13 protein-coding genes are annotated in these 16,468 nt (G+C 75.1%); 7 read left to right on the plus strand and 6 right to left on the minus strand.

Going from position 1 to position 16,468, the window contains the following annotated elements; all coding sequences use genetic code 11:
* Positions 1-542 precede the first annotated feature (542 nt).
* The 4 genes from ABZ117_RS25975 (at position 543) to ABZ117_RS25990 (ending at position 4,465) form a co-directional block, all read left to right on the plus strand.
* Positions 543-1,271 carry a phosphatase PAP2 family protein gene (locus ABZ117_RS25975; protein WP_356824201.1) on the plus strand — a complete coding sequence of 243 codons (729 nt, stop codon included), beginning with the start codon at positions 543-545 and terminating at the stop codon, positions 1,269-1,271.
* Positions 1,272-1,280: 9 nt separating this feature from the next.
* On the plus strand, positions 1,281-1,970 hold the full coding sequence (locus ABZ117_RS25980) for an HAD-IA family hydrolase (RefSeq protein WP_356824202.1): 690 nt from the start codon (positions 1,281-1,283) through the stop codon (positions 1,968-1,970).
* Positions 1,971-2,193: 223 nt separating this feature from the next.
* On the plus strand, positions 2,194-2,862 hold the full coding sequence (locus ABZ117_RS25985; protein ID WP_356824203.1) for a helix-turn-helix domain-containing protein: 669 nt from the start codon (positions 2,194-2,196) through the stop codon (positions 2,860-2,862).
* A gap of 271 nt (positions 2,863-3,133) precedes the next feature.
* On the plus strand, positions 3,134-4,465 hold the full coding sequence (locus ABZ117_RS25990) for an FAD-dependent oxidoreductase (protein ID WP_356824204.1): 1,332 nt from the start codon (positions 3,134-3,136) through the stop codon (positions 4,463-4,465).
* Positions 4,466-4,493: 28 nt separating this feature from the next.
* Here the strand turns inward: ABZ117_RS25990 and ABZ117_RS25995 are convergent, their stop codons facing one another.
* Complete coding sequence (locus ABZ117_RS25995; protein WP_356824205.1) at positions 4,494-4,850, minus strand: helix-turn-helix domain-containing protein; 357 nt, start codon at positions 4,848-4,850, stop codon at positions 4,494-4,496.
* A gap of 131 nt (positions 4,851-4,981) precedes the next feature.
* On the opposite strand from ABZ117_RS25995, the gene ABZ117_RS26000 reads away from it, so the two are divergent.
* The gene (locus tag ABZ117_RS26000; protein WP_356824206.1) at positions 4,982-6,061 is read left to right on the plus strand and encodes an NADH:flavin oxidoreductase/NADH oxidase; all 1,080 of its coding nucleotides are present in this window, start codon (positions 4,982-4,984) and stop codon (positions 6,059-6,061) included.
* 307 nt (positions 6,062-6,368) lie between these two features.
* Here the strand turns inward: ABZ117_RS26000 and ABZ117_RS26005 are convergent, their stop codons facing one another.
* The 4 genes from ABZ117_RS26005 to ABZ117_RS26020 form a co-directional block, all read right to left on the minus strand.
* A complete protein-coding gene (locus tag ABZ117_RS26005) occupies positions 6,369-10,661 on the minus strand; it encodes a cation-translocating P-type ATPase (protein WP_356824207.1) in 4,293 nt (1,430 codons plus the stop codon).
* A gap of 8 nt (positions 10,662-10,669) precedes the next feature.
* Positions 10,670-11,215 carry a hypothetical protein gene (locus ABZ117_RS26010; protein ID WP_356824208.1) on the minus strand — a complete coding sequence of 182 codons (546 nt, stop codon included), beginning with the start codon at positions 11,213-11,215 and terminating at the stop codon, positions 10,670-10,672.
* Positions 11,216-11,833: 618 nt separating this feature from the next.
* Positions 11,834-12,403: a GDSL-type esterase/lipase family protein gene (locus tag ABZ117_RS26015; protein ID WP_356824209.1), complete on the minus strand. Its 570-nt coding sequence runs from the start codon at positions 12,401-12,403 to the stop codon at positions 11,834-11,836.
* On the minus strand, positions 12,357-12,548 hold the full coding sequence (locus tag ABZ117_RS26020) for a hypothetical protein (protein ID WP_356824210.1): 192 nt from the start codon (positions 12,546-12,548) through the stop codon (positions 12,357-12,359). Before ABZ117_RS26020 ends, ABZ117_RS26015 begins: the two co-directional genes overlap by 47 nt.
* Positions 12,549-12,905: 357 nt before the next feature.
* Between ABZ117_RS26020 and ABZ117_RS26025 the strand changes: the two genes are divergently transcribed.
* Positions 12,906-13,694 (plus strand): pectate lyase, encoded by a 789-nt coding sequence (locus tag ABZ117_RS26025; RefSeq protein ID WP_356824211.1) that lies wholly within the window; start codon positions 12,906-12,908, stop codon positions 13,692-13,694.
* Between the two features lie 119 nt (positions 13,695-13,813).
* On the opposite strand, the gene ABZ117_RS26030 is transcribed toward ABZ117_RS26025, so the two are convergent.
* Positions 13,814-14,578: a PaaX family transcriptional regulator C-terminal domain-containing protein gene (locus tag ABZ117_RS26030; RefSeq protein WP_356824212.1), complete on the minus strand. Its 765-nt coding sequence runs from the start codon at positions 14,576-14,578 to the stop codon at positions 13,814-13,816.
* Positions 14,579-14,649: 71 nt separating this feature from the next.
* Between ABZ117_RS26030 and ABZ117_RS26035 the strand changes: the two genes are divergently transcribed.
* Complete coding sequence (locus tag ABZ117_RS26035; protein ID WP_356824213.1) at positions 14,650-16,347, plus strand: DNA alkylation response protein; 1,698 nt, start codon at positions 14,650-14,652, stop codon at positions 16,345-16,347.
* Positions 16,348-16,468 lie beyond the last annotated feature (121 nt).

Genomic DNA, 16,468 nt, shown 5'->3' on the forward strand with positions numbered 1-16,468 from the left:
GACGGCCAGGGAGACGGCGCCGGGGGCGGCCGGGGAGACGGCACCGGGCCGGGCCGGGGAGACACGGTTCGCGACGGCCAGGGAGACGGCGCCGGGGCGGCCGGGGAGACGGAGACCGAGCGGCCCGCCGTCAGGCGCGACGGCCGGGAAGACGGCACCGGGCCGGCCGGGGACACGCGGTTCGCCGGGAAGACGGGCGCCGAGGCCGGCCGGGCAGACGGGATTCGCGACGGCCGGGCAGGCGGGGCGGGGGCCATCTGCGAGGCGTGGCCAGGGCGGTCAGGGAGACAGGGTTCGCGACGGCCCGCTGTCGGCGCCGTGCCGGTCCGGGCCGACCTGGCCGGCACGGCCCACCTCTCGCGGCGCACCGACTCGGCGCGCCCGCCCCACCCACCAGGGCGGCTCGGCCACGCCCCCGCCCACCAGCGGTTCCACCACGCCACGGGGGGGGCTTGGCCAGGGCCCCTCGCCGACGTGCATGAGTACCGCGGGCGCGGTCGGGGGGGCTTGGCCACGGCCCGTCCGTCGCCCAGGATCGTGCTATGCACCCACGTCCCACCGCTCCCCCACCTCCCCCGCCCACCCCTTCCCCCCGCCCGCCGGCGACGCTCCGCACGGCCGTCCGCGTGGCCGCCGTCCTCGGCGCCTGCTCCCTCGCGCTGCTGGTCCTGGTCGCCGTTCACTGGCACCCCTTGCTCACCGTGGACGGCAACATCTCCCGCACCACCCATCGCTGGGCGGTCTCCGACCCCGGCGTCACGCGGGTATTCCGGGTGCTGACGGACCGGGTGTGGGATCCGCTGACCATGCGCCTGGTGTGCGCGGCGGTCGCGGTGTGGCTGGTGTGGCGGCGCGCGGCCTGGTGGACGGCCGTGTGGCTGGCGGCCACCTGCGCCGTGGCCGCGATCGTGCAGCAGGTGGTGAAGGCCGCCGTCGGCCGGCCCCGCCCGGTCTGGCCGGATCCCGTCGACTCCGCCCACTACGCGGCCTTCCCGTCCGGTCACGCCATGACCGCCACCGTGGTCTGCGGCCTGCTGCTGTGGCTGCTGCACCGCCACGCCCCGGGCCGCGCCCTGTGGCGTACGGCCGTGGCGGTGGCGCTGGTCTCGGTGGCGGGCGTGGGCGTGACCCGGATCTGGCTGGGTGTGCACTGGCCCTCGGACGTGCTGGGCGGCTGGCTGCTGGGGGCCCTGCTGGTGGCCGTGGCCGTGGCGGTGCGCGAGCGGCCGTGGACCGGCCGGGCGGGAGTGGCGGCGGACCGGCGCGGGTAGGCCGTGGGCGTGACTGCCGTGCTGTTCGACTTCTCCGGGACGCTGTTCCGCGTCGAGTCCGCCGAGTCGTGGCTGCGGGCGGTACTGGCCGAGTCCGGCCACGTTCTGCCCGGCCCGGAGCTCGCGAGGACCGCACGGGCGCTGGAGGCGGCCGGTGCGCTGCCGGGCGGTGCGGCGCCGGTGGAGATGCCGGCGGACCTCGCGGAGGTCTGGGCGGCGCGCGACAAGAGCGCGGAGCTGCACCGGGCCGCCTACACGGGCCTGTCCCGGCGGGTGCCGCTGCCCGACCCGGGACTGCACGACGCCCTGTACGAGCGGCACATGTCCCCCGCCGCCTGGTCCCCGTACCCCGATGCGGCGAGGGTGCTGCGCACCCTGCGCGAGCGCGGGACCGGGATCGGTGTCGTCAGCAACATCGGCTGGGACCCGCGGCCGGTGTTCCGCGAGCACGGACTCGACGCGTATGTCGACGCGTACGTGCTGTCGTACGAGCACGGGGTGCAGAAGCCGGACCCGGGGCTGTTCTCGGTCGCCTGCGCGGCGCTCGGCGCCGATCCGCGGCAGGTGCTGATGGTCGGCGACAACAGGATGGCGGACGGCGGCGCAACGGCGCTCGGCTGCCGCGTGCACTTCGTGGACCACCTGCCGGTGGCCCAGCGCCCCGACGCACTGCTCAGGGTGCTTGATCTGGCAGGTTGAGCACCCTGTGGGCCGGTCCGCCGCCCGGCCCGGCAGGGCCTCGTGGCGGAGCGCGGGCGCGGGCGCCGTCGGGGCTTCGGGCCGGAGCCGCGTGCCGTCCGTCTGAGGCGATCCCCCGCGTCGCCCCAGACGGACAGCCGCCCCGGGCAGGTCCCCAACTCACAGGAATGCCCGCTGCGTTGAGTATAGTTGGCTGGCAGCCAGTCAACGCAGGAGTTACAGGATGTCCCCGCGCAGCGCCTCGGTCAATGAAGAATTGCGGCGGCGTTCCCGGGAACGGCTGCTCCAGGCCGCGGTCGAACTGGTCGGCGAGCACGGCTTCGAGGCCACGACGCTGGGCGCCATCGCGGACCGGGCCGGCTCCGCGCGCGGACTGGTGTCGTACTACTTCCCCGGCAAGCGGCAGTTGGTGCAGTCCGCCGTGCACCGGCTGATGCACCGCAGCCTGGAGGAGGCGCTGGAGCGCGAGCCGCGCACCGAGGACGGCCGGGAGCGCCTGGCCCGGGCCATCGACGCGATCCTGGGCCTGGCCCGGGACCGGCCGGTGCTGATGCGCCAGCACATGGCGGGCCTGCTCCAGGACGGGGGCTTCGTGCAGTGCCCGGAGCAGCGCCGGCTGTCGGAGCTGCTCAGCGACACGGTCGCCCGGTACGGCTCGCAGGACCTCGCCGCCGGCTACCCGGTGCTGCGGTCCCTGCTGATGGGCGCGGTGTACGCGGCGCTGGTGCCGGGAGTCCCGATGCCGGTTCCGCTGTTGCGGGGCGAGCTGTTCCGGCGTTACGGGCTCGACTGGGACCTGGGGGTGCCCCCGGAGCGTGACCCGGGCACGGCGGCGCGGCAGCGGGACCTGTCCCGGTTCTTCGCCACGGAGGAACGTCCGAGCAGCCCCTGACGGGGCCCGGTGTCCCCTCTCGGCGCCCCGCGCGGGACCGGCTCCCGTCAGCGGTCGCGCTCGCGCCCCGCATCCCGCATCCCGCACCCCGCACCCCGCACCCCGCAGCCTGCCGCGCCCCGGCAGCCCTGCGCACGCACCCGGACACCGGCATCCCCGCGCACGCGAACGGGCCCGCGTCCGTGTCACCCCGCCGGCCCCTGCCGTCCCGCGCCGCGCGGTGCCATGCTGGAACTGTCCGCACACCCTCCTTCGGGCGAGGAGTACCGCCGTGCTGCGTGTCGCCGTCGTCGGTTCCGGGCCGAGCGGGTGCTACACCGCCCAGAACCTGGTCCAGCGCGACGCCGAGGTCCGGGTGGACGTCCTGGACCGGCTGCCGTGCCCCTACGGCCTGGTCCGCTACGGCGTCGCCCCCGACCACGAGAAGATCAAGTCACTTCAGAGCAGCCTGCGGACGGTTCTGGAGCACGAGCGCGTGCGGTTCCTCGGCGGGGTCCGGGTGGGCGGCCCCGGTGGCCTGCCCGTGGAGCGGCTGAGACAGCTCTACCACGCGGTGGTGTACTGCGTGGGCGCCGCGGCCGACCGCCGGCTGGGCATTCCCGGCGAGGACCTGCCGGGCAGCTGGTCGGCGACCGAGTTCGTGTCCTGGTACAGCGCCCATCCGGACGCGGCGGACGCGGGCTTCCTGCGCGGGGTGCGGTCGGCGGTGGTCATCGGGGTCGGCAACGTCGCGGTGGACGTCACCCGGATGCTGGTCCGGGGCGCCACCGAGCTGCGGCCGACCGACATCCCGCAGGCCGCCCTGGACACGCTGACGGCCAGCGGGCTCTGTGAGGTGCACATGGTGGGCCGGCGCGGGCCCGCGCAGGCCCGTTTCACCACCAAGGAGCTGCGCGAGCTGGGCGGGCTCCCGGGCACCGAGGTGACCGTGGAGAAGGACGAGCTGGCGCTCGATCCGGCCGACCCCGGCAGCTTGCCGGCGGTTCAGCGCCGCAATGTGGAGGCGCTGCGGGACTGGGCCGCACGGCCCGCCGCGACGGCCGCCCGGCGCATCCGGCTGCGGTTCTTCCTGCGCCCGGTGGAACTGCTCGCGGAGGGCGGCGGTGTGGGCGCCGTCCGCTTCGAACGCACGGCGCCGGACGGCCGGGGCGGTGTGACGGGCACGGGACGGTACGAGGAGGTGCCCGCGCAGTTGGTGCTGCGCTCGGTGGGCTATCGCGGCGTGCCCCCGGACGGGCTGCCGTTCGACCCGGCCGGCGGCACGGTCCCGCACGAAGGGGGCCGCGTCCTGCGGAACGGGACGCCCTCTCCCGGTGAGTACGTCGCCGGGTGGATCAAGCGCGGCCCGACAGGTGTCATCGGCACCAACCGGCCCTGCGCCAAGGAGACGGTGACCTCCCTGCTCGCGGACGCCCCCGCGCTCGGCCGGGGCGACAGACCGGATCCGGTCGAGGGCCTGCGGGCGGCCGGTATCGAGCCGGTGCCCTGGACGGGGTGGCTGGCGATCGAGCGGGCCGAGGCCGAGCTGGGGGCGCGGCTGGGGCGGAGCGTGGTCAAGCTGTCCGACTGGGCGGCGCTGCTCGGAGCGGCGGGGGCCGCGTGAACCCGTCGCCCGGGGAAGCGGGCCGGGTTCAGGCGCCGACGCCGAGGCGGAGGGACTGCCGGTCGGCGGCGGACAGCAGGCTGTCGAGCAGCCCCGGGAAGAGGCCGTCCAGGTCGTCCCGGCGCAGGGCGTTCATCTTGGCGGTGCCCCGGTAGACCTGCCGGACGACCCCGCTCTCCCGCAGCACCCGGAAGTGGTGCGTGGTGGTGGACTTGGTCACCGGCAGGTCGAACTGCGAGCAGGTCAACTCCGCTTCCTTGTCGGCCAGTTCCCGCACGATCTGCAGCCGCATCGGGTCCGACAGCGCGTGCAGCACGGCCTCCAGCCGGATGTCCTCCCGCTCCGGGTGCGGCAGGTCGCGGCCGGTTGCGGCGGTGTCGGTCACGGCGGCTGCCCTTCGTCGCGGAGTGCGTTGGCTGCCACAACTGTACGAGAACCGTCGTAGTTTGACATCCATCGTAGTACGAGGACTATCGTACGAGTCGACCAGCGGTCCCGTGACGAATGGAGTCCGTCGTGAGCACGCTCTTCCAGCCCCTCACCCTGCGCGAAACGACCATCCCGAACCGGGTGTGGATGACCCCCATGTGCCAGTACTCGGCCGAGTCGGAGGGCCCCCTCACCGGCGCCCCGAACGACTGGCACCTCGCGCACTACGGGGCACGGGCCACCGGCGGTACCGGCCTGATCGTGACCGAGGCCACCGCGGTCTCGCCCGAGGGCCGGATCTCCCCGTACGACCTCGGCCTGTGGAACGACACCCAGGAGGAGGCCTTCCGGCGGATCACCCGTTTCCTCGTCGCGCAGGGCACCGTGCCGGGGGTCCAGCTCGCGCACGCCGGCCGCAAGGCCTCCACGGAGCGGACGTGGAAGGGCGGCGCGCCGATCGGTCCGGAGGCACACGGCTGGCAGCCGCTGGGCCCGAGCCCGGTGGCGTTCGACGCACGCCACCCGGTGCCGACCGAGCTGACGGTCGAGCGGATCGGCGAGATCGTCGCTCAGTTCGCCGCCGCCGCGCGCCGGGCACACACCGCGGGCTTCGAGGTCGTGGAGGTCCACGGCGCCCACGGCTATCTGATCAACCAGTTCCTGTCCCCGCACTCCAACCACCGCACCGACGCCTACGGCGGCTCCTACGAGAACCGCACCCGGTTCGCCCTGGAGGTCGTGGACGCCGTACGGGAGGTCTGGCCCGACGACAAGCCGGTGTTCTTCCGGATCTCCGCGACCGACTGGCTCACGGACGGCGGCTGGACCGTCGATGACACCGTCCGCTTCGCCCACGACCTGCACGCCCACGGCATCGACCTCCTGGACGTCTCCACCGGGGGCAACGCCGCCGGCGTCACCATCCCGACCGGGCCGGGCTACCAGGTCCCGTTCGCCGCCCGGGTGAAGGCCGAGACCCCGCTGCCGGTCAGCGCCGTGGGCCTGATCACCGAGGCCGGGCAGGCCCAGAAGATCGTGGCGAACGGTGAGGCCGACGCGGTCATGCTCGGCCGGGAGCTGCTGCGCAACCCGTCCTGGGCCCGGCAGACGGCACGCGAGCTGGGCGGCGAGGTCCGGGTGCCGGACCCGTACCACCGCTCGGTCTGACCCCGGCCGCCCCGCGTACCGGCCGACAGCCGGGACGAGCACGCCCCGGCCGGACGCGGTCCCCGGGCCGGCCCCGGTTCCGCCGGTCCGGCCGGCCGGCCGAGCCAGGGTCCCCAGGGTCCGGTCGGCTCCGTGCGGCCCCGCAGGCCGTCACGGGCGGGCCGGTTGCCGGCGGGGCCGGTGCCGTCCGGTCGGGAGGTGGTCCGCGCGGTCGGGACGTACTCCACACGGTCGGGGGCGTGGTCCGTACCGGTCGGGTATGTGGTCCGCCCGTCCGGTCGGGATGGTCCGGTCGGGATGCGATCCGTCAGGTCGGGAGCAGGCGGCCGATCGTCTCCTCCAGGCGGGGAAGAGTACGTTGGCCCGCCAGCGCCAGCGCTATCGCGGCCACGACGCCGGCCCAGGCGACCGGGCCCAGCGGGGTGCAGCCGACGAGGCGGCTGACGCCCGGGGTCTGGACCACGGCGACGAGCGCCAGCGCCGAACCCAGCGAGGTGACCTGCACCAGGCGGCTGTCGCGCCGGTCGAGGAGGGTCTGCACGAGCTGGGTGCCGACGACCCCGCACAGCGCCATGGTGCTGGAGCGGCGGGCGGTGCCCGGGGTGAAGCGGCCGATCAGCCAGGCGGTGACCGCGCCGAGGCAGGTCGTCAGGGCCCGGTGCCGGATCTGCCGCAGCAGGGGCTCGCCCAGTACACCGGCCGCCTCCTCCACGTGGCCCAGGTCCGCCTCGCCCTCCTTCTCCGTCACCGCGACCGCCATCGACGGGAACAGGTCGGTGAACAGGTTCACCATGAGCATCTGCCGGGTGGACAGCGGCGCCCGCCCGGACAGCAGCGTGCCGATGATGCCGAACCCGACCTCGCCGGCGTTGCCGCCGATCAGGATGGCGATGGCGTCGGCCACGCTGTGCCACAGGGCGCGGCCCTCGCCGACCGCGTCGATCAGCACCGTCAGGTCGTCGTCGGTCAGCACGATGTCCGCGGCGTTGCGCGCGGCGGCCGAGCCCCGCGCGTTGATGCCGACGCCGATGTCGGCGGCGCGGATGGCCGCGGCGTCGTTGGCGCCGTCGCCGACCATGCCCACCACCCGGCCCGCGTCCCGCAGCGCCTCCACGACCTGGAGTTTCTGCTCGGGCGCCACCCGGGCCACCACGCCGGCGTCGCGCAGCATCCGGGCCCGGGCCGCACGGTCAGCCGCGGCCAGTTCGTCCCCGGTGACCACCACGGTGTCCTCCGGCCATCCCAGGTCGGCGGCGATGGACCGCGCGGTCTGCGGATGGTCGCCGGTGAGCATGACGGGTCGTACACCGGCCGCGTTGAGGCCGCTCACCAGCGCCGTGGAGGTCTCGCGCGGTACGTCGGAGAGCGCCAGCAGACCGGTGAACTCCAGCCCTTCCAGCTCCCGTTCGAGGGCGTCCGACTCCTGCTCGCCCGCGCCGAGCCGCCGTTCGGCCACCGCCAGGACCCGTAGGCCGCTCCCGGCCAGCGCGTGCGCGGAGTCGGCGGCGTGCTCCGGAAGCCCGGCGCAGGCGGGCAGCACGGTCTCCGGGGCGCCCTTGACCACGAGCACGGGCGGCCCGTCACCGCTGCGGCCCACGGCGGCGGCGTAACCGCGTGCGGCCTCGAACGGCAGGTCTGCGAGCTGGGTCCAGTCCGGGTCCGGGCCCGCCGCGGCGAGGACCGCCTCGTCGGTGGCGTGCACCGGCCGGTCGGAGCCGCCGTTCAGCCGGGGGCAGGCCCGCGCGGCGGCCCGTACGGTGCTCTCGGACCCGGCGTCGTCCACGCCGTGGACCGTGCCGTCGGCGTCGCAGGTCCGCACCAGACGCAGCCGGTTCTCGGTGAGCGTGCCGGTCTTGTCGAAGCAGATGGTGTCCATGCGGCCCAGCGCCTCCAGCGTGCGCGGGGTGCGGACCAGTACACCGCCGCGGCTGAGCCGCCGGGCGGCCGCGAGCTGGGCGACGGTCGCCACCAGGGGCAGTCCTTCGGGTACGGCCGCCACGGCCACCGCGACCCCGCCGCTGACCGCCTCCCGGATCGGGGTGCCGCGCAGCAGTGCCAGGCCGGTCACCGCGGCGCCGCCCGCCAGGGTCAGCGGCAGCGCCTTGCGGGTCAGTTCCTGGAGCCTGGCCTGGACGCCCGCGGCCGGGGGCGTACGGGACGCGAGGTGGACGGCGCGGGCGGCCTCGGTGCGTTCACCGGTGTCGACGACGACGGCCCGGGCCTGTCCCGCGGCCACGGTCGTCCCCTCGAAGACCATGCAGCTGCGGTCGGCGACGGGGGCGTGCGGGGTGGGGTCCGTCTGCTTCTCCACCGGCAGCGACTCGCCGGTCAGGGCCGACTCGTCCACCTCCAGGCCGTCCTGCCACAGCAGCCGGGCGTCGGCGGGTACCACGTCGTCCGCCTTGAGCTGGATCACGTCGCCGGGCCGGAGCCGGCCCGCCTCCACGGTGCGGGTGCCGCCCGCCGGGGCCTCGCTCTCCGGCGGCACCAGCCGTGCCTTCTGTTTCTGGTCCGCGACCAGTCCGGAGAGCGCCCGCTCGGCGCGCAGCCGCTGGATGCCGCCGACCAGGGCGTTCAGATCGAGGGCGCCGAGGACGAGCAGCGCGTCCGCGACGGACCCGAGGATCGCCGACGCCGCCGAGCCGACCGCCAGTACCGGGGTGAGCGGGTCCTGGAGCTCGCCGCGGACGGCCCGGCCGAGCTGGTAGGACCAGCGGGCGGGGGCGGCGGCCGGGTGCCGGGTGACGCGTCGGGTCGCCTTGCGCACCCGGCCGGTCAGCTCCTCGAAGGCGCCCGGCTCGGCTTCCGGTTCGTGCGCCAGCCGTTCCCGGGCCTGGTCGGGGTCCAGCTCGTGCCAGTGCACGCGGGGGCGCGGGTGCGGGGCGCCGGCCGCCGCCACGGCGAGCGCGGCGCGTGCCCCGGAGAGCAGGGCCGACGCGGCGCCGGCGTCGACGGGTGCGTGCCGGAGTCCCGGCAGGAGGGAACGGCGTCCGCGTCCGCTGCCGGACTCGCCGACGGCCACGAGCAGCCCGGACAGCGCGGCACCGGAACGGGCCAGCGTCTGGGCGCGATGACCGACCGCGCGGGCGGCCGGGATCGCGGTCAGCACCCGCCATACGTCCGGCAGGCCGTGCAGGGCCAGGATGTCCGCGCCCCACACCACGGCTCCGTCCCGGTCCGTCATGGCGACCGCGATGTCGGCGGCGCGCAGCGCGGCCAGGACGTCCTGCCGGCCCGCCTCGCGGACCCGGGCGACCACCAGCACGGCACCCCCGTCGCCGCGCGCCTCGTACACGACGTCGTCCAGTGGGCGGCGGGCGTCGACGACCTGGTCAGCGAGTCCGGTGAAGTCCTCCAGCGCGGGGTCGTCCACGATGACCACGCGCAGACCGGCCCGGCGGGCCGCGTCGAGCACCGGCTCGGTCCACGGGTCGGCCTCGCCCGCCTCGGTGCACAGCGCACCGGGGTGCAGGACGACCGTGCCGGCCATCTCCAGCTGGCGCAGCCGGGCCGGGTCGCGGACCAGGACGCCGGTACGGGCCAGCGCGGCGCTGAGCACCGCGTGGAAGGCGGCGGGACCGTAGCGGGCGGCCTTCGGGGAGCCGGAGAGCACCGCCTCCGCCGCCTCCGAGCCGTCGTGCTTGACGAGCAGGGTCGCCGCCGCGCCCAGCAGACTGCCCGCGGAGGCGTGGGAGGCGTACTCCTGGGCCGGGGACTCGCGCAGCGGCGGGCGTGGCGGGCCCTCCGGGGCGAGGCTGATCCGTTCGGGTCCGCACAGTTCGTCGTGCACCGCGTCGAAGGCGGCCGAACGGGCCACCGTCTCGGCCAGCTGGCAGGCCCGCAGGGCACCGTCGAGCACCAGGGAGGTGGGGGTCTGCCCGACACCGTGCACGGCGGCGTTCGCACAGGCCAGCACGAGGTCCATCCGGGAGTCGCCGAGCCGGGCGCGCAGCCAGGCGCGGAAGCGCGGGTTCTCCCGCAGCAGCGTCACCAGCGCCGTCACCATCCGGGGGGAGGGCGGCAGCCGCAGCGCGTACGCGGCGAGGGCGACGCCGATGCCCGCGCCGTCGGCCGCGAGTGTGGCCGCCGCGGCGCGCACACCGGCCGGGTCGGCCGGATGCGTGGTCTCCTCCACGTCCTCGCCCGCCAGGACGAGGCCGTGCTGCGCGGCCAGCTCCGCCGCGTGCGCCATGACGCGGTCGGTGGCCTCCTCCTCGGTGGCGGTCACGACCAGACGGGCCAGCCCCTGGTCCCAGTAGGCGACGAGTACGTCGGGGTGCTCCGCCAGCGCCGCGGCCATCCGGCGCGCGAGATGTCCCGTGCCGCCGGCGCGGCGCGCCTCCTCGTGTTCGAGGGGGCGCAGCGCCAGGTGGGCGCGGGCGCCGGACCGCCAGTGATCGCCGGTGCCGGGCAGCGCGTTGCGGGCCACCCGCACGACCCGCGCGGCGGCGTCCGCGCCGCGCACGCCCGCGCGTGCCGTTCCGGCGGCGGCACCGGCGGCCATCCCGGCCGCCGGTGCCGCCGCGCGTGCCAGCAGGCGTGGTGCCGCCGGGATCAGGCGGGCGGCGGCCGAGGGTGCCGTCAGCAGGCCGAGGACCATGACCCTCCTCAGAGCGTGGTGCGGTCGGGCCGCGCGGTCGGACCGAGGGGCCCGGGGGACGTCGTGGGTGCCGGCGCCGCGCCGCCCGGGGCCGCCTCGGGTGCAGCGGACGCCTCGCTGTCCTTGGCGTCCTCGGCGCCGGCGGGCGTTCCGCGGTGCTCGGACGCCTTTTCCTCCACAGGTACCGGTCCGGGGCCTTCCCCGCCGGAGCGGAGGGCCGCGGTGCCGAGATCGTGCGCCGGTTCGGGGTGGGGCGTGTCCGCGTCCACGGAGCCCTGCCCGCCATCCGTCCGCGGGGCGGGCCGGGGCTGGGTGAGCCAGGCGACCGCCGCTCCGGTGAGGGCCACGGGCCACTCCACCACGCCCGCGGCACCCAGCAGCCCGGCCCCGGCGTACACCGCGATGCGCCGTCCACGGGGCGAGACCGCGCCGACCTTGTCCAGGGTTTCCTCCGCCGCCCTGCCCACCGTCCCGGCGCCGGGCACCTTGCGCAGTACCGAGGCCGCGCCGCGCAGGGGCGCCGTGAGGACCGACGACGACTTCGTCTCAGTCATGACTCTCCTCGGGTGAGTTGTCCTGTTATACCCGCCGAGTGCTGTCCTGCTATACCCGCCGAGTGCCCGCGAGGGCACCGGTCATCCCCTCTCCCCCGGGGGAACGCATCGCACTTGCCGGAAGACCTCGCCCCACTCCCGGGACGGCCCTTCTCCGGGACGCTCCTCCTCCTCGGGCGGGCCTCCGGGGAACGCCCTTCTCCCAGGTAACGCCACGGATCCCGCCCGCGCCACCCGTCCCGCCAGGGACCGGCGGGAGGGGGGCCCGGCGGTATGGGCGAGACAGGCGGGACCGCCAGGACCGCGGGACTGACGGGACAGGTGGGACCGGCGGACCCCGAGACAGGTGGGACCGGCGGGACCTCCGGGACAGGTGGCACGCCCGGGACAGGTGGGACGCCGGGGACAGATTGGAGCGGGCGCCCGGAGCCGCACCGCCCGTGGTCCGGGTCACCCGGGGCCGGGGCGTCTCACCGGGCGGGGCGGAGGAGCCCTTCGGGTACGGCGGCGGCGAGGACGCGGCAGCCCTGCGGGTCGAGGTGCAACCGGTCACCGGCGTGCGGGCGGGCAGCAGCCGGTCCGGGGCGGCAGGATCGCGTACCGCCCGGTCGAAGTCGATCACCGCGTCGAAGCGGCCGGGGGTGCGGGTCCATGCGTTGACCCGCTGCCGGGAAACCTGCCGTTCCCCCGCCGGGTCGTACAGGGCGTTGCCGCCGAACGGCGTGTGCGTGCGCCGTACCCGGACGCCCTGCCGTGGGCGCGGACCACGATCTGCCGGTACCCGGCGGTCGGGCCGGCGGTCACCGTGCGCCGGGCCTCGGGGGTCGCGTCGGCGGTGCCGATGTCGTCGGCGCCCTCGAAGACGATCAGCCGGCCCATCCCGCTGCGCGAGAGGACGTCGCGGTCGAGGTGGGCGAGCACATCGGGGCCGAGTCCGGCGGCGAGGACGCGGTTGCCGCCGGCCCCCTGGTTGAGGACCGCGATGTCCGGGCGGTACCGGAGGCGGTCGAAGAGCCGGTCGGGCCGGCGGTCGTCGCCGGTCGTAGCGCCGCGCCCGTCGGTGAGCGAGTCGCCGACGACGGCCACCGCCCCGGTACGGCCGGGCGCCGTCACCTCGACGTCATTGAGCAGGTACCCGTGGTCAAGGGCGGTCGCGCCCGGAAGGTTCCTCCTCGCGCGTGCGGTCACCGTGCACGAGGTACGACGTGGTGCGCGAGCCGGGGTGGGAGGTGAGCGCGAGCGCGGCCTGCCCGGGCGAAGTGGACGCCGTCACCGTCAGCTCGGTGCCGGCTTGCCGGGCGAAGTCCAGCGGGCCGGAGACCGGCATGTGCACCGACCGGGACGGTGGCGAAGTCCCGGCCCGCCCAAGCCACCCCGTGCAGACTCCCCGCTCGACGGCACCGACGCCGGCCCTGCCGCGCCGCAGGGTGGTGTCCACGAGGGCGGACTTCCCACCCGTGTACAGCGCGGGCGGCAGTTCGCAAGCGCTCCCCGTCCCGTTGCAGTGGCTGGAAACCGGTCGCGCGAGGCGTTGACCAGAAAGCGCTTACCGTCTACGGTCCGTTCATCAGCCTGACCGCCGAGCCGCAACGGCGGCCCTGGCTGCAACGCAAGTGACGCTCCACGTTCCGCGGAGCGGCAACGGTTCACAGACATGTCCGATCCCCACTCGGAAGAAGGCATCCGGGACATGACCTCACACACATCCCCACGCGCCCTGCTGGGCGGACTGGCCACACTCGGCCTCACACTTGGCATGATCATGACATCTGGGGCACCGGCCGGCGCGGCCACCTGGCCCTCGGCCAATGGCAGCCAGGCCGTCTCCTCCACCATCTCGGTGTCCGGCACCAAGGACTACGGGATGAAGCGGCTGTACGGCAGCGGCGACCTCGGCTCCGACAGCCAGGACGAGGACCAGGGCCCCATCCTCGAACTGGCCCCCGGCGCCGTCGTCAAGAACGTCATCATCGGCGCCCCCGCCGCGGACGGCATCCACTGCCTGGGCAGCTGCACGCTCCAGAACGTGTGGTGGGAGGACGTCGGCGAGGACGCGGCCACCTTCCTCGGCTCCTCGTCGTCCAACGTCTACACCGTGAGCGGCGGCGGGGCGAAGGAGGCCAGCGACAAGGTGTTCCAGTTCAACGGCGCCGGCACGCTGAACGTCTCCGGCTTCGCCGTGAAGAACTTCGGCACCTTCGCCCGGTCCTGCGGCAACTGCAAGACGCAGTACAAGCGGACCATCAACCTCAGCGGCATCGAGGCCACCTACAAGGGCAACAAGCTCGTCGGCATCAACACCAACTACGGCGACAGCGCGACGCTGAAGAACATCACCATCGTCGGGGACACCGGCAAGAAGATCGTTCCGTGCCAGAAGTACACCGGCAACAACACCGGCAAGGAGCCCACCACGAACGGCTCCGGGCCCGACGGCACGTATTGCAAGTACTCCAGCTCGGACATCACCTACAAGTGAGCGCCGGCTGAGCTTCCGGGGGCGTCACGGCGCCCCCGGAACGCGCGGCGTCATCGACGGCCGCCCCCCTGCCCGGCCCCCGACGGCCGCCTTCCGCCCAGCCCCCGATTGCCGCCCGGTCAGCCCTCTTCCCCTTCCGCCCGCCCGCTGAGCGCTCCGGCCAGCTCCCGGCGATAGGCGGCGTAGGCCGTACGCAGGGCCTCCCCCGGCCAGTCGGCGGGCAGCAGCGCCGGTGGCAGTACGGGGTCGGTGAGCAGGTGGCGTACGGCTGCCGCGTAGGCGGTGAGGCGTACGGCCGGGTGGCCGGCGCCGGTGGCGCGGGCCAGCAGGGAACGCGCCGTGTCCGCCCAGTCCGCCAGCGGCCAGAGCCGCGCGGCGAGGTCACCCGGGGGCTCCTCGGGCCGCGCGCGGTACGGCAGGGCCACCTCGCGCAGGCCGTCCGGCAGTGGGCGGCCGAGATTGGCCGGACGGAGCCAGACGCCTTCACGGAGTTCGGCCAGGCGCAGGGCGGTCAGCCGGGCGCGCAGATCGGCACGTTCGGCGGGGCCGCGGCCCGTCGCCGTGATCACCACCATCTCCCAGTCGCCGTCCCACACGCGCGTGCGGGGGTGCACCGCGTCGTCCTGGCGGCGCTGCCGGGCCAGCAGCCGGTCACTGAGCCGGTAGACGGCGTCCGCGCGCCGGAGATCGCCGGCGGTGACCATCCGGCTCAGCGCGGCTCGCAGTGTGGAGCCTCCGACCCCGAACGGCTCCACGAGCCGCACCAGGTCCTTCACCGGCAGCTCCGGCGGATGCGCTCCGAGCAGCAGGCTGAGGACGACCGACCGGGCGGACAGCGGCCGCAGGCCGGCCGGATCCGGCTCGGCCGAGAGGTTCATGCGCATGGCCCCGTACTGTACGTCCGCCCCCTTGTTGCAGTATTGCTACGGCCGCAGAGAAGGTGCAACATGCTCCTATGGCCTCGATTCCCACGCAGCCGCAGTCGCAGTCAGAGCCACACCCCTCGTCGCAGCTCCAGCAGCCGTACGCCACGCACGACGTCACCAACCAGGCCCCGCCACTCGCCCCGTACGACGCCGCCGAGGACGCGGCCCTGCTCGAAGGGCTGCGCCGGGAGGGCGCCGGCTGGGCCGAGGAGGACATCCGGCGGCTGGGGACGCGGGCCGGCAGCGTGGAGGCGCAGGAGTGGGGCGAGCAGGCGAACCGGCACGAGCCGGTGCTGCGCACCCACGACCGCTTCGGCCACCGCGTCGACGAGGTCGAGTTCCATCCCAGCTGGCACCACCTGATGCGCACCGCGGTCGCCGAGGGCCTGGCCGGCGCCCCGTGGGGCGACGACCGGCCGGGGGCGCACGTGGCCCGGACCGCGGGCGGGCTGGTGTGGGGACACACGGAGGCCGGACACGGCTGCCCGACGTCGATGACGTACGCCGCCGTCCCCGCCCTGCGCGCGCAGCCGGATCTCGCCAAGGTGTACGAGCCCCTGCTCACCAGCCTGGAGTACGACCCCGGGCTGCGCGTCCCCACCGACAAACCCGGACTGCTCGCCGGCATGGGCATGACGGAGAAGCAGGGCGGTTCCGACGTCCGGACGAACACCACCGCGGCCACACCCACCGGCGAACCGGGCGTGTACACGCTGCGCGGGCACAAGTGGTTCACCTCGGCGCCGATGTGCGACGTCTTCCTGGTGCTCGCGCAGGCCCCGGGCGGACTCTCCTGCTTCCTGGTGCCGCGCGTCCTGCCGGACGGCACCCGCAACACGTTCCGCATCCAGCGCCTGAAGGACAAGCTGGGCAACCGGTCCAACGCCTCCTCGGAACCGGAGTTCGACCGGACCGTGGCCTGGCTGGTGGGGCCGGAGGGGCGGGGTGTGAAGACCATCATCGAGATGGTCAACTGCACCCGGCTCGACTGTGTGATGTCCTCGGCGACCCTGATGCGCAGGACGCTGGTCGAGGCCGGGCATCACACCCGGTACCGCAGCGCGTTCGGCGCCCGGCTGCTCGACCAGCCGCTGATGCGCAACGTCCTGGCCGATCTCGCGCTGGAGTCGGAGGCGGCTACGACGCTCACGCTGCGGCTGGCCGGCGCGGCGGACCGCGCGGTGCGCGGGGACGCCGGAGAGCGGGCGTTCCGGCGCATCGCCACCGCCGTCGGCAAGTACTGGGTCACCAAGCGGGGCCCGGCCTTCACCGCGGAAGCCCTGGAATGCCTGGGCGGCAACGGGTACGTCGAGGAGTCGGGCATGCCCCGGCACTACCGGGAGGCACCACTGCTGTCGATCTGGGAGGGCTCCGGGAACGTCAACGCGCTCGACGTGCTGCGCGCCCTCGGCCGCGAACCGGGCGCCGCCGAGGCGCTGTTCGCCGAACTCGACCTCGCGCGCGGGGCGGATCCCCGCCTCGACGCGGCCGTGACCGCGCTCAAGGACCAATCGGCCGGAACCGATCAGACGGGCGCCCGCCGGCTGGTCGAGCGGATGGCGCTCGCGCTCCAGGCCTCACTGCTCGTCCGGCACGCTCCGCACCCGGTCGCGGACGCCTTCTGCGCGACCCGGCTGGGCGGCGACTGGGGACACTCCTTCGGCACGCTTCCCGCGGGCACCGACCTCGACAGCATCCTGGAACGCGCCCTTCCCGGCCGGAACTGATCCCTACACGCGCGCGTGCGGGCCGGCTCGTCGTGTGGCCGGTGAGCGCCGACGGATGGCACACAGCCAGCATCCGCTTCCGGGGCGCTGTCGGTGCCATGGCGCACACTCCCGATCAGAA

Origin of the sequence: Streptomyces sp. NPDC006309 (assembly GCF_040613095.1) — a bacterium.
In the GTDB taxonomy this organism is placed as follows: Bacteria; Actinomycetota; Actinomycetes; order Streptomycetales; family Streptomycetaceae; genus Streptomyces.

Excerpts from the sequence above, each read along its gene's own strand:
- ABZ117_RS25975 (WP_356824201.1), top strand. The coding sequence starts at position 543 with ATGCACCCACGTCCCACCGCTCCCCCACCTCCCCCGCCCACCCCTTCC.
- ABZ117_RS25985 (WP_356824203.1), top strand. The coding sequence starts at position 2,194 with ATGTCCCCGCGCAGCGCCTCGGTCAATGAAGAATTGCGGCGGCGTTCC.
- ABZ117_RS26005 (WP_356824207.1), bottom strand. The coding sequence starts at position 10,661 with ATGGTCCTCGGCCTGCTGACGGCACCCTCGGCCGCCGCCCGCCTGATC.
- ABZ117_RS26010 (WP_356824208.1), bottom strand. The coding sequence starts at position 11,215 with ATGACTGAGACGAAGTCGTCGTCGGTCCTCACGGCGCCCCTGCGCGGC.
- ABZ117_RS26025 (WP_356824211.1), top strand. The coding sequence starts at position 12,906 with ATGACCTCACACACATCCCCACGCGCCCTGCTGGGCGGACTGGCCACA.
- ABZ117_RS26030 (WP_356824212.1), bottom strand. The coding sequence starts at position 14,578 with ATGCGCATGAACCTCTCGGCCGAGCCGGATCCGGCCGGCCTGCGGCCG.
- ABZ117_RS26035 (WP_356824213.1), top strand. The coding sequence starts at position 14,650 with ATGGCCTCGATTCCCACGCAGCCGCAGTCGCAGTCAGAGCCACACCCC.